Annotated in this window: 18 protein-coding genes and 1 other annotated feature; of the genes, 11 read left to right on the plus strand and 7 right to left on the minus strand. The window is 50.5% G+C overall.

Annotation, left to right across the window (positions count from 1 at the left end; genetic code table 11):
* Positions 1-4 precede the first annotated feature (4 nt).
* The 5 genes from rimM to QVF11_RS27215 all read left to right on the plus strand — a co-directional run bounded on the left by rimM (position 5) and on the right by QVF11_RS27215 (position 3737).
* Entirely contained in the window at positions 5-553 is a 549-nt protein-coding gene (rimM, locus tag QVF11_RS27195; protein ID WP_110277456.1) for a ribosome maturation factor RimM, read from the plus strand.
* Between the two features lie 46 nt (positions 554-599).
* Complete coding sequence (gene trmD / locus QVF11_RS27200; protein ID WP_287860864.1) at positions 600-1367, plus strand: tRNA (guanosine(37)-N1)-methyltransferase TrmD; 768 nt, start codon at positions 600-602, stop codon at positions 1365-1367.
* 39 nt (positions 1368-1406) lie between these two features.
* Positions 1407-1754, plus strand: a complete 348-nt coding sequence (rplS, locus tag QVF11_RS27205; RefSeq protein WP_004104634.1) for a 50S ribosomal protein L19 — start codon at positions 1407-1409, stop codon at positions 1752-1754.
* A gap of 121 nt (positions 1755-1875) precedes the next feature.
* Positions 1876-2313 (plus strand): DUF2946 domain-containing protein, encoded by a 438-nt coding sequence (locus QVF11_RS27210; RefSeq protein ID WP_112217073.1) that lies wholly within the window; start codon positions 1876-1878, stop codon positions 2311-2313.
* 53 nt (positions 2314-2366) lie between these two features.
* Entirely contained in the window at positions 2367-3737 is a 1371-nt protein-coding gene (locus tag QVF11_RS27215) for a PepSY-associated TM helix domain-containing protein (protein WP_287860869.1), read from the plus strand.
* A 5-nt stretch (positions 3738-3742) separates the two neighbouring features.
* On the opposite strand, the gene QVF11_RS27220 is transcribed toward QVF11_RS27215, so the two are convergent.
* From QVF11_RS27220 to QVF11_RS27230, 3 genes are read right to left on the minus strand one after another with little or no spacing between them, the layout of a single operon-like run.
* Entirely contained in the window at positions 3743-4225 is a 483-nt protein-coding gene (locus tag QVF11_RS27220) for an OmpA family protein (RefSeq protein WP_112217075.1), read from the minus strand.
* An 11-nt stretch (positions 4226-4236) separates the two neighbouring features.
* Entirely contained in the window at positions 4237-5460 is a 1224-nt protein-coding gene (gene dgcN, locus QVF11_RS27225; protein ID WP_287860871.1) for a diguanylate cyclase DgcN/YfiN, read from the minus strand.
* A complete protein-coding gene (locus QVF11_RS27230) occupies positions 5453-5962 on the minus strand; it encodes a regulatory sequestration protein YfiR (RefSeq protein ID WP_142512557.1) in 510 nt (169 codons plus the stop codon). Before QVF11_RS27230 ends, dgcN begins: the two co-directional genes overlap by 8 nt.
* Positions 5963-6304: 342 nt before the next feature.
* Between QVF11_RS27230 and aroF the strand changes: the two genes are divergently transcribed.
* The 3 genes from aroF to QVF11_RS27245 all read left to right on the plus strand — a co-directional run bounded on the left by aroF (position 6305) and on the right by QVF11_RS27245 (position 9448).
* Entirely contained in the window at positions 6305-7375 is a 1071-nt protein-coding gene (aroF, locus tag QVF11_RS27235; RefSeq protein WP_112217078.1) for a 3-deoxy-7-phosphoheptulonate synthase AroF, read from the plus strand.
* 9 nt (positions 7376-7384) lie between these two features.
* On the plus strand, positions 7385-8506 hold the full coding sequence (tyrA, locus tag QVF11_RS27240) for a bifunctional chorismate mutase/prephenate dehydrogenase (RefSeq protein WP_287860873.1): 1122 nt from the start codon (positions 7385-7387) through the stop codon (positions 8504-8506).
* Positions 8507-8575: 69 nt separating this feature from the next.
* Positions 8576-9448, plus strand: coding sequence for an SMP-30/gluconolactonase/LRE family protein (locus QVF11_RS27245; protein WP_287860875.1), 873 nt, complete (start codon positions 8576-8578; stop codon positions 9446-9448).
* Here the strand turns inward: QVF11_RS27245 and pheA are convergent.
* From pheA to bamD, 4 genes are all read right to left on the minus strand, one after another.
* Positions 9445-10605: a bifunctional chorismate mutase/prephenate dehydratase gene (gene pheA, locus QVF11_RS27250; RefSeq protein WP_112217081.1), complete on the minus strand. Its 1161-nt coding sequence runs from the start codon at positions 10603-10605 to the stop codon at positions 9445-9447. The two genes, QVF11_RS27245 and pheA, sit on opposite strands and share 4 nt — an antisense overlap.
* A gap of 30 nt (positions 10606-10635) precedes the next feature.
* Positions 10636-10760, minus strand: a sequence feature (Phe leader region).
* Positions 10712-10759 (minus strand): pheA operon leader peptide PheL, encoded by a 48-nt coding sequence (gene pheL, locus QVF11_RS27255; RefSeq protein WP_101706155.1) that lies wholly within the window; start codon positions 10757-10759, stop codon positions 10712-10714. It overlaps the preceding feature by 48 nt.
* Positions 10761-10866: 106 nt before the next feature.
* On the minus strand, positions 10867-11202 hold the full coding sequence (raiA, locus tag QVF11_RS27260) for a ribosome-associated translation inhibitor RaiA (RefSeq protein ID WP_110277468.1): 336 nt from the start codon (positions 11200-11202) through the stop codon (positions 10867-10869).
* Positions 11203-11475: 273 nt separating this feature from the next.
* Entirely contained in the window at positions 11476-12213 is a 738-nt protein-coding gene (gene bamD, locus QVF11_RS27265) for an outer membrane protein assembly factor BamD (RefSeq protein WP_112217082.1), read from the minus strand.
* Positions 12214-12344: 131 nt separating this feature from the next.
* Between bamD and rluD the strand changes: the two genes are divergently transcribed.
* The 3 genes from rluD to clpB all read left to right on the plus strand — a co-directional run bounded on the left by rluD (position 12345) and on the right by clpB (position 16755).
* Positions 12345-13325, plus strand: coding sequence for a 23S rRNA pseudouridine(1911/1915/1917) synthase RluD (rluD, locus tag QVF11_RS27270; protein WP_110277470.1), 981 nt, complete (start codon positions 12345-12347; stop codon positions 13323-13325).
* The gene (gene yfiH, locus QVF11_RS27275) at positions 13322-14053 is read left to right on the plus strand and encodes a purine nucleoside phosphorylase YfiH (RefSeq protein ID WP_287860879.1); all 732 of its coding nucleotides are present in this window, start codon (positions 13322-13324) and stop codon (positions 14051-14053) included. The genes rluD and yfiH overlap by 4 nt, the downstream gene beginning before the upstream one ends.
* A 128-nt stretch (positions 14054-14181) precedes the next feature.
* The gene (clpB, locus tag QVF11_RS27280) at positions 14182-16755 is read left to right on the plus strand and encodes an ATP-dependent chaperone ClpB (protein WP_112217084.1); all 2574 of its coding nucleotides are present in this window, start codon (positions 14182-14184) and stop codon (positions 16753-16755) included.
* Positions 16756-16949: the final 194 nt, after the last annotated feature.

The following is a 16949-nucleotide window of genomic DNA, read 5'->3' on the forward strand; positions in this document are numbered from 1 at the left end:
CATGATGAGCAAGCAACACACCGCACAAGCACCTGTTGATCCGATTGTATTGGGCAAGATGGGTTCTTCCTACGGTATCCGTGGTTGGCTCAGAGTGTTTTCCTCCACCGAAGACGCCGAAAGCATTTTTGACTATCAGCCCTGGTTAATCCAGAGAGCGGGTCAGTGGCAGGTCGTTGAGCTGGAAAGCTGGCGCCACCATAATCAGGATATCGTCATCAAGCTGAAAGGCATTGACGATCGCGATACTGCGAATCTATTGACCAATTGCGAAATTGTTGTGGATTCTTCGCAGTTGCCTGCGCTTGAAGAGGGTGATTATTACTGGAAAGACCTTATGGGTTGCCAGGTAGTAACCACTGAAGGCTATGGTCTCGGTAAAGTCATCGACATGATGGAAACCGGGTCTAATGACGTTCTCGTCATCAAGGCAAACCTGAAAGATGCATTTGGTATCAAGGAGCGGTTGGTTCCGTTCCTCGATGGGCAGGTTATCAAGAAAGTCGATCTCACTACTCGTACAATCGAAGTAGATTGGGATCCTGGTTTTTAAATTCTCCGGATAAACGGTAAATAAACGGCACTATGGGGATTGGCTTGTGTTTATAGGTATCGTTAGCCTGTTTCCTGAAATGTTCCGCGCAATTACCGATTACGGGGTGACTGGCCGGGCAGTAAAAAATGGCCTGCTGAACATCCAAAGCTGGAGTCCTCGTGACTTCGCGCATGACCGGCACCGTACCGTGGACGATCGTCCTTACGGCGGCGGACCGGGGATGTTAATGATGGTGCAACCTTTACGGGATGCCATTCATGCAGCAAAAGCCGCGGCAGGTGAAGGCGCAAAGGTGATTTATCTGTCACCTCAGGGACGCAAGCTTGATCAAGCTGGCGTCAGCGAACTGGCAACGAATCAGAAACTGATTTTGGTGTGTGGTCGCTATGAAGGCGTAGATGAGCGCGTAATCCAAACCGAAATTGACGAAGAATGGTCAATCGGCGATTACGTTCTTAGCGGTGGTGAGCTACCAGCAATGACGCTGATTGACTCTGTGTCCCGGTTTATTCCGGGAGTTCTGGGTCATGAGGCTTCGGCAACGGAAGATTCTTTTGCTGATGGATTACTGGATTGCCCACACTATACCCGTCCTGAAGTGTTAGAAGAGATGGAAGTACCGTCAGTATTGCTGTCGGGAAACCATGCTGAGATACGTCGCTGGCGTCTGAAGCAGTCGCTGGGCCGGACCTGGCTTAGAAGACCTGAACTTTTGGAAAACCTGGCTCTGACTGAAGAGCAAGCAAGGTTGCTGGCGGAGTTCAAAAAGGAACTTGCGCAACAGCAACATAAACATGATGGGATGGCGTAAGCCCCCAATATCAGTTTACCCAGGATAAGAGATTAAATTATGAGCAACATTATTAAGCAACTTGAACAAGAACAGATGAAGCAGGACGTACCTTCCTTCCGTCCGGGTGATACCGTAGAAGTGAAAGTATGGGTTGTTGAAGGTTCCAAAAAACGTCTGCAGGCATTCGAGGGCGTGGTTATCGCTATTCGTAACCGCGGTCTGCACTCTGCATTCACTGTTCGTAAAATTTCCAACGGCGAAGGCGTTGAGCGTGTTTTCCAGACTCACTCTCCGGTAGTTGACAGCATTTCTGTCAAACGTCGTGGTGCTGTACGTAAAGCTAAACTGTACTACCTGCGTGAGCGTACCGGTAAGTCTGCTCGTATCAAAGAGCGTCTTAACTAAGATTCGCTTTCGCGACATCCTGAATGAAAGGGCTGGCCTGATGGGCTGGCCCTTTTTTTTATCTTTATTTTAACCATTTTGTTGTGAATCATTTACAATGTCGCCCTCATCTGGAGGGGCGGTGGTCAGCAATATTTTTTATCAATCAGCATCTCAAGGGCGGGCTACATGGCTGGCGCTGTTTGCGATCCTGCTGATCGTGGTAGCCCCGCTGATTTCAATCTCCCTGCAAAAAGATCCGATGAACGGTATGCATCATACGATGATGGACATGCCGCATGACATGTCATCATCTGAAATGACCATGATACAGAGTGATGCGACTGTCATACAGACGTCACATCACATACCAGCCGATCATGGGGAGGCCTGCGGTTACTGTGTGCTATTGGCTCATGTGCCGGGCTTAATCTTCGCGCTGATGCTGCTGGTCAGCTTGATGCTTCGGCGTCAGCGAGTTCCTGTAGCCCGAAGGGTACTGAAATACCGTTATGACTTACATTGGCTTTATCCTCACACTCGCGCACCTCCCCGCCAGTCTGCTTCTCCCTTTGCATAAAAAATAAAGTGCGCACTGCGCAACGTTCTCTTTTGCTTTCGAAAAGGAAAAGTATGACTGCCTGCACCTCGCGCGCGACATGGCTAAACCTGCTGCGTCGCCTTCATTTCTATATCGGATTGTTTATCGGGCCGTTTATTTTTATCGCTGCCCTGACCGGTACGCTGTATGTCGCAACTCCGCAACTGGAAAACTGGCTTTATCAGGATGCGCTTTATGGCACTTTCGATGGGGAAAAACAGCCACTTAGTGCGCAAATTATGGTAGCGAAAGAGGCTACCCAGAGAAATCTCCGTCTACAGGCTGTTCGTCCTGCGATAAGCGCGGGAGAGACAACCCGAGTGATGTTCGCCGATCCTAATCTTGGCGAGTCTGAAACGCGGGCAATTTTTGTTGATCCGGTAACCTTGCGGGTGAGAGGCGATATGGCGGTTTACGGTACCAGCGGTATATTGCCCCTGCGTCAGTGGATTGATTATGCCCATCGCTCACTGCTCCTGGGTAACGCTGGGCGACTTTACAGCGAACTGGCGGCCTCATGGATGTGGGTTGCCGCTCTCGGAGGAATCTCGCTGTGGTCGATAACCCGCCCGCGTCGTCGGATTAACAATAAGCTGCAGAATAGCCGACGCCTGCATGTTTCCCTTGGATGGGCGCTGCTGATTGGCATGCTGCTGTTCTCTGCGACTGGTTTAACCTGGTCGCAATGGGCCGGTGGTAATGTTGATAAGATACGCTCCGCTTTTGGTTGGCTGACGCCGCAGGTTAATACGCAGTTGCAAAGTGCAGCTCCAGCAGTTCACGATCCGCATGCAGAACACCATATGGAGGATATGGCTATGGGGGGGATGGCATCGTCCCCTGACGTAGAGGATTTTGACAAGGTTCTGCTGGTTGCTCGCGCGGCGGGTCTGGATGCCAGCAAGCTGGAGATTCGCCCGCCGTCGGGTTCCGGGCGGGCGTGGACGGTAAATGAAATCGACAGGAGCTGGCCTACACAGGTTGATGCTGTAGCGATCGACGGTTCAAATATGCAGATCGTAGATCGTACTCATTTTTCTGACTTTCCATTAATGGCGAAGCTAACCCGCTGGGGCGTTGATTTTCATATGGGGATTCTGTTTGGCCTCGTAAACCAGCTGTTACTTATCGCCTTCGGTACTGCACTCTGCGTGATGATAGTGGTGGGGTACCGTTTGTGGTGGATCCGCCGTCCGGTCCAAGCGGCGCTTAACCCGGCCGATACGCTAATACAGGCGTGGTTTGGTTTAGCATGGCCCGCTCGTATGGTTACTACCATTATTGCGGCGTTGTTAGGGTTGGCACTGCCCCTAATGGGGATCAGCCTCGCTGTATGTCTCGCCGTTGATTACCTGCGCTGGCGCGTAGCAACGGCGATGATAAGGGCTAAATCAGTCGAGTAGATTGTTTAAGGCGTGCTGATGACGACCGTGACGCGGCGGTTTTCAGCACGTCCTTTTGCAGTATCGTTACTGGCTATCGGGTATTTTTTACCTAATCCGCGGGTTGTTAAATTAGTGCGCGGGATATTGGCACCTTCGGCCCATGCATCTGCCACGCTGTTAGCGCGCTTAAGCGATAACATTTCGTTGTAGCTGTCTTCGCCATAATTATCGGTGTGACCTTCCAGGCGACTGTGCGTAATACCGGTCGTAGCCAGACGTGAAGCCATAGTATGGATTTGCTGTTTACTATCGGCGCGCAGATGGTAGTCGTTTTTGTCAAATAAGATGGTGTCAGATAATCCTAATGACCAGTCGCCGTTAGTTTCAGTGAAGCCATATGATTTCATTGCTGTAATTTGTTCCGCAGAAAATTTCCCTTGTGGGGCCTGGCAGCCGGTGAGAAAAAGTGCGGCCAGTAAAGCAGGAGCAAAATATTTTCCGATCATCGTGATTCCTTTTATTTTTTCGTGTGCTGTAAGCGCCGGTGTTTCATCCGATACATATTTTGATCGGCAAGCTCTTGCAGATTTTCCGCTGACGCATGTTCCCAGGTTAAAGCATAACCCATACTCAGTGACAGCCTGGCGGTGTGGCCGTTATGTAGATTAAACGGCTGGAGAAACTGTTCGGATAACGAATGGCAGAGCGCCTGGACTTCAGCCTCTGTACGAACATTACGTAGCAAAATGGCAAATTCATCGCCGCCCAGGCGCCATGCCTGGTGCTGTTTACCAACAAAAGTCATAAGGCGGCTGGCGACTTCGATTAATACTTTGTCGCCTGCGGCATGACCCCAATTATCATTAATGTATTTGAAGTTATCGCCATCGAGAAACAGCAACGCAGAACTACTGTGTACGGTTTCGTCTTTCATTAACTCATTAATGACATTGCGAAAAGCGGCTCTGTTAGCGAGTCCTGTCAACGGATCGTGCAGTGAACTGCGCAGGAGCTGGGCATTTTTGGCCTGAAGCTGCTGCTGCCAGTCCTCCATTTCTCCCAGTAGACTGTTAAAGTCCTGGGCAAACAGGTGAAACTCTTCGATATGTTCTTCGGGAACCCGGCGAGAAAAATGACGGTTTTCCCGAATGTCGTGAACCACGTCGGTAATGCTCTGTAGCGCGGTCACAATCCCGCGGTGTAGAGAGTGAGTAAGGAGTAAAGCAATACATGAAGCCAGAAAAATACTCCCGGTTAGCACAATAATCGAGACGCCGAGAAAGTGGCTTATTAGTTTGTCCAGAGCTGTCAGACGAAGCTCGCCTATTATTTTCCCCTGGTGCCAGATAGGTTGCACCGTTGGTTCCGGGAACAGCCATTTACTAATAACGCCGCTGATTTTTTCCTGGTTGACCAGATGATTGTTATGCCATGCCGCAAAGTGTTTTTGTTGGTTATCCAGCACGACTGCTTTGGAAAATTGCCCCTGTCTTCCTAGCGTTGCGAGCGTATCTTCGGCTGCTGAGCTATCACCGAAAACAAGCGCGGCTTCCAGGCTACGTCCCATGGTGGCGGCGGTAAGTTCCAGATTTTTTTGCGCGTATTGCTTTAGCGTAAATATGGAGGCTGTGCTGAGCAACAGCCAGACTAAGGTCATGGAGATAACCACGCTTATCATGCTGATACGGCGTAGTGCTTTTTTAAATGTGGGGCGCGGAGCCTGAGAAAGATCCTTATTCATGTGATTTCTTCCGGGCAAGCATCAGTACGTCTGGATTGACCCGCACGCCGCTATGCGTCAGGACATCCAGATTTACGGAAAATCTTACTCTCTCGTCATTTATAAGCAGACAAAAAGCGCTACCAATAGAACAATCAGGATTCTGTTCTGCGATAAGTAATAAGGGGCGGGATCTATATTTGGTTGTAAATTCAGACTGCTCGGTGGGTGATTCACTACCAAAATAAAAACCATCGCAGGTCGTTTGTAAGGCTTCCTCTATATTGCGTACAACAATTGGCTGATAGGGCAAAGATTCCGGAGTTTCTTCAGCCAGGCTGCGGATATAATGTGATGTCGAAAAAATGCATAACCTGGGTGGGCCAGATAACTCAGGCCAGCGTGTATAAGTCACAATTCCTGAAACGATTGCGCGAACATTTTCAGGAGGTCCGGAGGCAACAGCGGAGATACCCACGATCGATAATACTAAAGTCAAAAAGAGACGGTGAAGAACTGTCATTGTGGATCCGTCAGGTTGTCATAGCGTGGGGGATGCAGATCGCTGATACCCGGGCGAAGAATAGCATTATTGGTCAAAATCGTCATTAGTCAGCCCTATGGCTTTAAGATAATTCTCACCAGGATTTTTCGTAAAGGAAAAGGATAAACCGAGACTGCAAGTTTGATTTTTTAGGGTTGTAAATTTTATTGTACATTAATGATGGATTTTAGCGCCTTTTAATTTGCATGTGTAAAGTAAAATTTACGGAATATGGATTGAAATCTTTACTTTGTATGGTATCGTTACGTCATCCTCGTTGAGGAAATAACTATCGCAAACGAGCTATACAGGATCGCAATCATGCAAAAAGACGCGCTGAACAACGTACACATTACCGACGAACATGTTTTGATCACCCCGGATCAGTTGAAGGCTGAATTCCCGCTGAGCGTTGAGCAGGAAGCGCAAATTGCGCAGTCTCGTCAGACTATTTCCGACATTATTGCCGGACGCGATCCGCGTCTGTTAGTGGTGTGTGGTCCTTGCTCAATTCACGATCCAGAAGCTGCGATTGAATATGCTCACCGTTTTAAAGCCCTTGCCGCAGAGGTCAGCGATAGCCTCTATCTGGTAATGCGCGTCTATTTTGAAAAACCTCGTACCACCGTCGGCTGGAAAGGGCTGATTAACGATCCGCATATGGATGGTTCGTTTGATGTTGAAGGTGGTCTGAAGATTGCGCGCCATTTGCTGGTTGATCTGGTGAATATGGGGCTGCCGTTAGCAACGGAAGCGCTGGATCCAAATAGTCCTCAGTATCTCGGCGATCTGTTTAGCTGGTCTGCTATTGGTGCGCGTACCACCGAGTCTCAGACTCACCGCGAGATGGCCTCTGGCTTGTCTATGCCGGTGGGTTTTAAAAATGGCACCGACGGGAGCCTGGCGACGGCAATTAACGCCATGCGCGCTGCAGCTATGCCGCACCGTTTTGTCGGTATCAACCAGGCGGGGCAGGTTTGTCTGTTGCAAACTCAGGGCAACCCGAATGGTCATGTGATTCTGCGCGGTGGCAAAGCATCGAACTACGGTCCGGAAGATGTTGAGAAATGTGAAAAAGAGATGACTCAGGCGGGACTGAAACCGTCGCTGATGGTAGATTGCAGTCATGGGAATTCCAATAAAGACTTCCGTCGCCAGCCTGCGGTTGCAGAATCCGTTGTTGCGCAAATCAAAGATGGCAATCGTTCCATAATTGGCCTGATGATTGAGAGTAATATTCATGAAGGTAACCAGTCATCTGAGCAGCCGCGTTGCGATATGAAATACGGTGTATCTGTGACCGATGCCTGCATCAGTTGGGAAACCACCGACGCGTTGCTCCGCGAGCTTGATAGGGATCTGCGCAGCCATCTGGCGGCCCGTGTAGTGTAAGAGGATTGTATGGTTGCTGAACTGACCGCGTTACGCGATCAAATTGATGAAGTCGATAAGGCGTTGCTGGAGCTTCTGGCGCGCCGTCTGGAATTGGTTGCTGAAGTCGGTGAAGTTAAAAGCCAATATGGGCTGCCGATTTATGTTCCTGAGCGTGAGTCGGCAATGCTGGCCTCCCGGCGTGAAGAGGCCGCAGCGCTCGGTGTTCCCCCAGACCTTATCGAAGATGTACTGCGTCGCGTGATGCGCGAGTCTTACTCCAGCGAGAACGACAAAGGTTTTAAAACGCTGTATCCGAACCTGCGCCCGGTAGTTATTGTCGGTGGCGGTGGGCAGATGGGACGTCTGTTTGAGAAGATGCTGGCGCTTTCCGGCTATCAGGTTCGTATCCTGGAGAAAGACGACTGGTCACGGGCGGAGGAGATGGTTGCTGACGCGGGTATGGTCATCGTCAGCGTGCCAATTCACACGACTGTGGCAACGATTGCACAGCTGCCGCCGCTGCCAGCGGACTGCATCCTGGTCGATCTGGCATCAATCAAAGCCGAACCTTTACAGGCGATGTTAGCCGCGCATAAAGGGCCTGTGTTGGGTCTGCATCCAATGTTCGGTCCGGATAGCGGTAGCCTGGCGAAACAGGTAGTGGTGTACTGCGATGGTCGCCAGCCAGAAGCCTACCAGTGGTTCCTGGAGCAAATTCAGGTCTGGGGTGCGCGACTGCACCGCATTAGCGCTGTCGAACATGACCAGAATATGGCCTTTATTCAGGCGCTGCGCCACTTTGCGACTTTCGCTTATGGGCTTCACCTGGCCGAAGAGAATGTACGCCTTGAGCAGTTGCTGGCACTATCGTCACCTATCTATCGCCTGGAATTGGCGATGGTTGGCCGACTGTTTGCTCAGGATCCGCAGCTCTATGCTGATATTATTATGTCCTCAGAAAACAATCTGGCGCTGATCAAACGCTATTACCAGCGTTTTGGTGAAGCGATTAACCTGCTGGAGCAGGGGGATAAACAGGCGTTTATCGATAGCTTCCGTAAGATTGAGCACTGGTTTGGTGACTACGCTCAGCGCTTCCAGAGCGAAAGCCGGACGTTGCTGCGGCAGGCCAATGATAATCGGCAGTAGGTCGTAAAACACGTATACAATTAAAGCCAGAGGGGTTATCCACTGGCTTTTTTTATAGGGATGAGAACGATGGCTGAACCACAACCGCTGTTTGATTACGCAGGACATTTGCCGGAATGTCCGACCTGGAGCGAGGCCGAACAGGTGTTGTACTGGGCCGATATAATGGAGTGTGAGATTCACCGCTACGATGTGCAGACCGGTGAACATCAGGTGCTGCAATTTCCCGAAGAGGTGGGTTGTTTTTCGCTGCGGGAGAAGGGCGGTTTCATTGTCGCTTTACGTAGCGCCATCTGGCTTACTGATGCTCATGGCCTGCTGCAGCGAAAAGTGTGCGATAACCCTGGTAATCCGCAGTTAGCTCGTTTTAATGATGGTGGAACCGATCGCGATGGTCGCTTTTACGCGGGGACCTTCTGGGGGCCGGGTGACTTTAACGGCGCGCTTTTGATGCGTATTGATAACGCTCTCTCCCCGCAGGTGATTCAGTGTGATATCCACGGTGCCAATGGTCTGGCATTTAGCGAAGACAAGCGCTGGATGTATACCTCGGATACGCCCAATGCCGTTATCTATCGTACACCGCTGGATGAGCAGGGCGAGGTGGGTAAACGCGAGGTCTTTCGTCGCTTTCAGCCCGGCGAGGGCATTCCTGATGGCGCGGCCATCGATACTGAAGGTTGCTACTGGAGCGCGATGTTTGACGGTTGGCGTATTGCGCGCTTTTCTCCGACGGGCGAGCAACTGGAGGAGTACCGTTTACCGGTGCGTTGCCCGACGATGGTTTGTTTCGGCGGGGCTGATATGAAGACGCTTTATATCACCACCACTCGAGAGAATATGGATGCCGATGAAGTGGCGAAGTATCCGCTTTCCGGTGCTATCTTCACCCTGCCTGTTTCTGTGGCAGGGATGAAGAAATTACCTTTTATAGAACGTTAAACCGGATCGACCGGCACCACGTTTTCGCTGGCATAGCATCCCAGCACTTTCATTGAACGGGTTATCTCGGCCAGCTCTTTTAGTGCCTTACGCATTGGCATTGATTCCAGGTTGGCCTGGATATCCAGATAAAACATCTCTTCCCACGGATTGCCGTGAATCGGGCGTGATTCCAGTTTCGTCATGATCAAGTTATGGTTACGCAGCACCAGCAGCGCTTCAACCAGGGCCCCGGCTTGCTGACCCGTTGCCATCAACAGGGTGGTTTTCGCCGGAACCTGATCGGAGACTTCCACTGCTTTACGTGCCAGAACCAGGAAGCGGGTGATGTTCTGCGTCTGGTTAGCCAGGCAGTGTTCCAGCACCTGTAAACCATGGAGCGCTCCGCCAGCTTCGCTGCCCAGAGCGGCAACAGTTGGAGAGTTAGCCTGTGCTACCTTCTCCATTGCTGAGGATGTACTGTCGGTATATTCAATGTTCCAGTGCGGGTAGCGGCTAAGATACTGGCTGCACTGCTGGAACGGCTGCGGATGACTGTAAACCGTCGTAATCTGTTGTGCGTCGGTCGACGTTGAGACCAATACGCAGTGATCGATAGGCAGAGTCAGTTCGCCAACGATAGATAAGCTGGTGTGCTGCAGAAGGTCGTAAACATCATTGATACCGCCGGAGCTGGTATTTTCAATCGGGACGACGGCATAGTCAGCCTGGCCGGTTTCCACCTGCTCAAAGATATCGGCGAATTTAGCACAACCACTTTCGATAAACTGTTCGAAGTGGCGGGCGGCATACTGACGAGAAGCAAGGTGCGAGTATGAGCCTTTAGGTCCGAGAAACGCCACGCGCGCGGAGTGCGGGTTGATTTTATTCAGGTGCTGCTGCAATAGCGTTTGCTGAGTGAGGACCGAGTCTTCAATGATCAACTGGAACAGTCGCGTAATGTAATGAGCATCAAGATGGTGGTTCTTCCCTATTGTCATCAGGCGTTCCAGCAGGTCGCGCTCACGGTCGATATCACGTACTGGGCGGTGTGAGGCTAGCTTAGCTTTCCCAACCTCAATGGCCAGGCCGCGGCGCTCCGCCAGCAGCGCAAGCAGTTTCTCATCCAGAGCGCTTATCTTATCGCGTAGGGCCAGTAATGGGTTTTCCTCGGTCATATGTGTTGCCTTTCTTGTTATTGATTATCAATAAAAAAGGCCTCCCGTTTGGGAGGCCTTGTAGTTCGTCTTCGCATTCTTTATCACACGACGAATTGCCTCCCATTCAGGGGAAGGTAAAAAAGAATGCGAAGAAGAACGGGATCAGTTTCACGATGAATTCCTTGAGTTAGTGGGGATTACAGTACCTGTACTGTTTTCATTCTGTCAATAAAAAACGCGCCCGAAGGCGCGTGGCATGACACAAGCTTAAGTTAAGGATTACTCTTCTTCTTCCACAAAGCCTGCCTCTTTCACCGATGTTGCGGCGCGGCGGGCTTCCCCTTTGTGTTGCACTTTGTTCAGCTGCCGTTCCAGCTTGTTGATCAATTCGTTGATTGCGGCATACATATCTTCATGCCGTGCGCTGGCAACTAAGTGGCCGTTTGGCGTATTGATAGTTGCATCAGCGACAAAACCCTGCGGCTCCTTAGAGAGGATAATGTGCGGGTTAATTAAGTGAGTTTGCCATTTTTCCAATTTGGCGAGACGGTCTGCGACGTGCTGGCGAATTGCCGGAGTAATTTCCATTTGTTTACTGGTAATGTTCATTGTCATAAATTTTACCTCTTGTCTTTCCCGTCTTGGTGAATTCAGCATACCTCGCCCAATGTCAAAATGCGTGATTTAAATCACATTTTATTGTCACTTTTTGTCAACAAATTCATTTTGTGAGGCAGGACAGGAACAGATGAGATTTTACTTGTCGAATGGAAGAAAGAGAGCCATATTTGATGAGTTAACCCGGTGCTAAACCGCTTCAGCTAAGGGTCTTCAATGAATAAAAAAACGGCAGCCATTCTGACTGCCGTTTTGCTTATCTAAAGGCTATCAGGTGTTTTTGCTGTTTGCCGCAATGATTTTCGCGACCTTGTCAGCCTGAGCACTCATCTGCATTTGGCGGTAAGCGTTTTCCATCTTCGGCAGTGCATCGCGAGTGGCCTGAGTATCTGGATAGTTACGCAGCATGCCATCTACGCGGTTCACAACTGCAACCCACGCACCGCGATCGGTGTAATAATCAACAACCGATAGTTCATACTTCGCCAGACGATCCTTCAAGAACACCATACGTTTGTAGGCATCGGTTGAGTACTGGCTGTTTGGATAACCACGAACCAGTTTGGAGAAATCATTAAAGGCATCGCGTGCATGTTGTGGATCGCGGTCAGAGCGATCCACACCGAAGAAACCTTGCAGCGCACTGTCGTCCAACGCCATATTTGTCAGGCCACGCATATAAATGACGTAATCAATGTTAGGATGCGTAGGGTTCAGGCGCACAAAGCGATCGATGGCTGCTTGAGCCAGCGGAAGGTCCGCGTTTTTGTAGTACGCATAAATTAGATCCAACTGTACCTGTTGGGAATAGGGGCCGAAGGGATAACGGTTATCCAACGCTTCCAGTTGCGTTATTGCTTGTTTCCAGTTACCGTCCTGCAGCTTTTGCTGAGCGGTTGCGTAGATCTCATTCGGCGGGTTATCGGGCACCTCTTCCTTTGAGCCAGAGCAACCCACCAAAGCCAGGCTCAGTGTGGCTGCTGCCACCAGGTATTTCATGCGCGTCATGACGTTTTGACTTCCTCAAAATGTTTATGCGGGAGAATCTCTGTTCCTGCTCCCGATTAAGACCAGCTACAATAGCACACTATATTAAACGGCAAAGCCGTAAAACCCAACGTTAAACGAAGAAGCTGTATATGGCACAACGAGTACAACTCAACGCAACGGTGACCGAAAAACAACTCGGTCAACGCTTAGATCAGGCTTTGGCCGAATTGTTCCCGGATTATTCGCGTTCACGCATAAAAGAATGGATCCTCAACCAGAGAGTGCTGGTAAACGGTAATGTCAGCGACAAGCCGAAAGAGAAGGTGCTGGGGGGAGAGACGATTTCTGTCGATGTTGAAATCGAAGAAGAAGTCCGTTTTCAACCGCAGGATATTCCGCTCAATATCGTTTATGAAGATGATGACATCCTCGTAATTAACAAACCGCGCGGTTTAGTTGTACACCCCGGCGCGGGCAATCCTGACGGTACTGTGCTGAATGCGCTGCTGCATCACTATCCGCTCATCGCCAATGTACCGCGTGCGGGTATCGTGCATCGTCTGGATAAAGACACCACCGGTTTGATGGTGGTGGCGAAAACTATCCCGGCGCAAACCCGACTAGTGGAGTCTCTGCAGCTGCGTGAAATCACCCGTGAGTATGAAGCGGTGGCGATTGGTCACATGACGGCTGGGGGAATGGTTGAAGAACCGATCAGTCGCCATCCTACCAAACGTACGCATATGGCGGTGCACCCAATGGGGAAACCGGCGGTGACGCATTATCGCATAATGGAGCATTTCCGCATTCATACTCGTCTGCGTTTGCGCCTGGAAACCGGCCGTACGCACCAGATTCGTGTGCACATGGCGCATATCACCCATCCGCTGGTGGGCGATCAGGTTTACGGTGGTCGCCCGCGTCCGCCGAAAGGGGCTTCGGAAGAGTTCATCTCAGCGCTGCGTAAGTTCGATCGCCAGGCTCTGCATGCCACTATGCTGCGTTTATACCATCCGGTTAGCGGCATTGAGATGGAATGGCACGCGCCGATTCCACAAGATATGGTTGATTTGATTGATGCCATGCGTGCTGATTTTGAAGACCATAAGGACGATATCGACTGGTTATGACTAAATTGATTGTTCCGCAATGGGCTGCACCAGAAGGCGTGGTTGCCTGTAGTTCAACTCGTATTGGTGGGGTGAGCCAGTCTCCTTATTATTCACTCAACCTTGGTGCTCATTGTGGCGATAATCTACAGCACGTAGAAGAGAATCGTCGTCGGATGTTTGCCGCAGGAAGCCTGCCGTCATATCCGGTATGGCTGGAGCAAGTTCACGGCACGGCGGTACTGAAACTTGACGGCGGGCCGTATGAATCAAAACGTGCGGATGCTTCGTACTGCAATGTGCCGGGTACGGTATGTGCGGTAATGACAGCTGACTGCCTGCCGGTGCTTTTTTGTAACCGTGCAGGCACTGAGGTCGCGGCAGCTCACGCCGGCTGGCGTGGGTTATGCGAAGGCGTATTGGAAGAAACGGTCTCCTGTTTTGCCGATCGAGCAGAAAATATCATGGCCTGGCTTGGCCCGGCTATTGGGCCGGAAGCATTTGAGGTTGGTGCTGAAGTACGTGAAGCCTTTATGGAAAAGGATGTCCAAGCGGAGAGCGCATTTCGTCCTACGGGCGAGAAATACCTTGCAAACATCTATCAACTGGCTCGTCAGCGTCTGGCGAATGCCGGCGTGGAGCTGGTTTTCGGTGGCGACCGCTGTACTCTAAGTGAAAAGGATGATTTTTTCTCTTATCGTCGCGACAAGACGACAGGGCGTATGGCAAGTTTCATCTGGCTGATATAACCTGCCGGACTAAGACGATCCAGAAGGCAGACTTATTTTTTGCATAGTTCAGGTCTTTCACCTTGAATAATTGAGGGATGACCTCATTTAATCTCCAGTAGCAAATTTGACCTGTTATGGGAGGAGTTATGCGTCTGGATCGTCTTACCAATAAATTCCAGCTTGCTCTTGCTGATGCCCAGTCGCTTGCACTTGGGCACGACAACCAATTCATCGAACCTCTTCATTTAATGAGCGCCTTGCTGAATCAGGAAGGGGGATCGGTACGTCCTTTATTAACTTCAGCTGGCATCAACGCCGGAGAGTTACGCACCAATATTGAACAAGCACTGAGCCGTTTACCCCAGGTGGAAGGTACCGGTGGTGATGTTCAACCATCTCAGGATTTGGTGCGTATTCTGAACCTTTGCGACAAGCTGGCGCAAAAGAGAAAGGACAACTTTATTTCGTCGGAACTGTTCGTTCTGGCGGCGCTTGAATCACGCGGTACGCTGACCGACCTTTTGAAATCCGCCGGAGCAACAACCGCCAATGTGAGTCAGGCGATTGAACAAATGCGTGGAGGTGAAAGCGTGAACGATCAGGGTGCTGAAGACCAACGTCAGGCATTGAAAAAATTTACTGTCGATCTGACCGAGCGTGCCGAGCAGGGCAAGCTTGACCCGGTGATTGGCCGTGATGAAGAGATCCGCCGTACTATTCAGGTACTGCAGCGTCGTACCAAAAACAACCCTGTGCTCATTGGTGAGCCAGGCGTCGGTAAAACGGCCATTGTTGAAGGACTGGCGCAGCGAATTGTGAATGGTGAGGTACCGGAAGGCCTGAAGGGCCGCCGAGTACTGGCGCTGGATATGGGTTCGCTGGTGGCGGGTGCCAAGTATCGTGGTGAGTTTGAAGAGCGCTTAAAAGGCGTGCTGAACGATCTTGCTAAGCAGGAAGGCAACGTTATTCTGTTTATCGATGAGCTGCACACCATGGTAGGCGCGGGTAAAGCAGACGGTGCAATGGACGCCGGGAACATGCTGAAACCGGCTCTGGCTCGTGGTGAACTGCACTGCGTTGGTGCTACAACGCTTGATGAATATCGCCAGTATATTGAAAAAGATGCTGCGCTGGAACGTCGCTTCCAGAAAGTGTTCGTCGCGGAGCCGACAGTTGAAGATACCATCGCGATTCTGCGTGGATTAAAAGAACGTTATGAACTGCACCACCATGTGCAGATCACTGACCCGGCGATTGTGGCGGCAGCAACTTTGTCTCATCGTTACATTGCCGACCGTCAGTTGCCGGATAAGGCTATCGACCTGATTGATGAGGCCGCATCCAGCATTCGTATGCAGATTGACTCGAAGCCGGAAGAGCTCGATCGTCTTGACCGCCGTATTATTCAGCTCAAGCTGGAGCAGCAGGCGTTGAAGAAAGAGTCGGATGAAGCCAGTATCAAGCGGCTGGATATGCTGAACGAAGAGCTGGCAGATAAAGAACGCCAGTATTCAGTATTAGAGGAAGAGTGGAAGGCTGAAAAGGCTTCGCTCTCTGGAACTCAGACGATTAAGGCTGAGCTGGAGCAGGCAAAAATAGCCATTGAACAGGCGCGTCGCGTCGGCGATCTGGCACGGATGTCTGAACTGCAATATGGCAAAATTCCTGAGCTTGAAAAACAGCTGGCGGCTGCAACTCAGTCTGAAGGCAAGACCATGCGCCTGTTGCGTAATAAAGTAACGGATGCAGAAATTGCGGAAGTGCTGGCTCGCTGGACCGGAATCCCTGTCGCCAGAATGCTGGAAGGTGAGCGCGAAAAGCTGTTGCGTATGGAACAGGACTTGCACCATCGCGTGATTGGTCAGAATGAAGCGGTTGAAGCGGTATCGAACGCGATCCGTCGTAGCCGTGCTGGCCTGTCAGATCCGAACCGACCGATTGGCTCATTCCTGTTTCTTGGGCCAACCGGTGTTGGTAAAACGGAACTTTGTAAAGCGCTGGCCAACTTCATGTTTGATAGCGACGATGCGATGGTTCGTATCGATATGTCCGAGTTTATGGAGAAACATTCCGTCTCGCGTTTGGTGGGGGCGCCTCCGGGATATGTCGGTTATGAAGAAGGTGGCTATCTGACTGAAGCGGTTCGCCGTCGTCCTTATTCCGTCATCCTATTGGATGAAGTGGAAAAAGCGCATCCAGATGTCTTTAACATTCTGTTGCAGGTTCTGGATGATGGTCGTTTGACTGACGGGCAGGGCAGAACGGTCGACTTCCGTAATACGGTCGTCATTATGACTTCTAACCTTGGTTCGGATCTTATTCAGGAACGTTTTGGGGAGTTGGATTATAGCCACATGAAAGACATAGTTCTGGGGGTTGTTAGTCAAAGTTTCCGCCCGGAATTTATCAACCGTATTGATGAAGTCGTTGTATTCCACCCGCTGGGTGAAAAACACATTGCTTCAATTGCGCAGATTCAACTGCAGCGGTTGTACAAACGTCTGGAGGAGCGTGGTTATGAAGTACGCATATCTGATGATGCGCTGAAGTTACTGAGCGAAAATGGTTACGATCCTGTTTATGGTGCACGTCCACTGAAACGGGCTATCCAGCAACAGATCGAAAACCCGCTGGCACAGCAGATTCTTTCTGGGGAGCTGATTCCAGGGAAAGAAGTGCAATTAATTGTGAAAGACGATCGGATTGTGGCAGTGCAGTAAATCACAAAACAACAAAAACGAGCCCAGCGGGCTCGTTTTTGTTTAAAAACCAGGCGATAATTTAAACTGGATAAGGTTTTTGCTCGAAAAGTAATCGGGTGGATCTTTTTTTGGAAATTCCCCTTGTCACTTCGGAATTACTCCCTATAATGCGCTCCCACTGACACGGCAGATGTGAATCACTTCACACAAAC

It is taken from the genome of Klebsiella sp., assembly GCF_027492335.1.
GTDB lineage: Bacteria > Pseudomonadota > Gammaproteobacteria > Enterobacterales > Enterobacteriaceae > Klebsiella > Klebsiella huaxiensis.

What these genes read in the sequence shown, in the direction of transcription:
- dgcN (WP_287860871.1), bottom strand. Translation starts at nt 5,460, where the DNA reads ATGAATAAGGATCTTTCTCAGGCTCCGCGCCCCACATTTAAAAAAGCA.
- tyrA (WP_287860873.1), top strand. Translation starts at nt 7,385, where the DNA reads ATGGTTGCTGAACTGACCGCGTTACGCGATCAAATTGATGAAGTCGAT.
- clpB (WP_112217084.1), top strand. Translation starts at nt 14,182, where the DNA reads ATGCGTCTGGATCGTCTTACCAATAAATTCCAGCTTGCTCTTGCTGAT.
- rimM (WP_110277456.1), top strand. Translation starts at nt 5, where the DNA reads ATGAGCAAGCAACACACCGCACAAGCACCTGTTGATCCGATTGTATTG.
- QVF11_RS27215 (WP_287860869.1), top strand. Translation starts at nt 2,367, where the DNA reads ATGACTGCCTGCACCTCGCGCGCGACATGGCTAAACCTGCTGCGTCGC.
- aroF (WP_112217078.1), top strand. Translation starts at nt 6,305, where the DNA reads ATGCAAAAAGACGCGCTGAACAACGTACACATTACCGACGAACATGTT.
- bamD (WP_112217082.1), bottom strand. Translation starts at nt 12,213, where the DNA reads ATGACGCGCATGAAATACCTGGTGGCAGCAGCCACACTGAGCCTGGCT.
- QVF11_RS27230 (WP_142512557.1), bottom strand. Translation starts at nt 5,962, where the DNA reads ATGACAGTTCTTCACCGTCTCTTTTTGACTTTAGTATTATCGATCGTG.
- pheA (WP_112217081.1), bottom strand. Translation starts at nt 10,605, where the DNA reads ATGACCGAGGAAAACCCATTACTGGCCCTACGCGATAAGATAAGCGCT.
- rplS (WP_004104634.1), top strand. Translation starts at nt 1,407, where the DNA reads ATGAGCAACATTATTAAGCAACTTGAACAAGAACAGATGAAGCAGGAC.
- raiA (WP_110277468.1), bottom strand. Translation starts at nt 11,202, where the DNA reads ATGACAATGAACATTACCAGTAAACAAATGGAAATTACTCCGGCAATT.
- rluD (WP_110277470.1), top strand. Translation starts at nt 12,345, where the DNA reads ATGGCACAACGAGTACAACTCAACGCAACGGTGACCGAAAAACAACTC.
- yfiH (WP_287860879.1), top strand. Translation starts at nt 13,322, where the DNA reads ATGACTAAATTGATTGTTCCGCAATGGGCTGCACCAGAAGGCGTGGTT.
- QVF11_RS27245 (WP_287860875.1), top strand. Translation starts at nt 8,576, where the DNA reads ATGGCTGAACCACAACCGCTGTTTGATTACGCAGGACATTTGCCGGAA.
- QVF11_RS27220 (WP_112217075.1), bottom strand. Translation starts at nt 4,225, where the DNA reads ATGATCGGAAAATATTTTGCTCCTGCTTTACTGGCCGCACTTTTTCTC.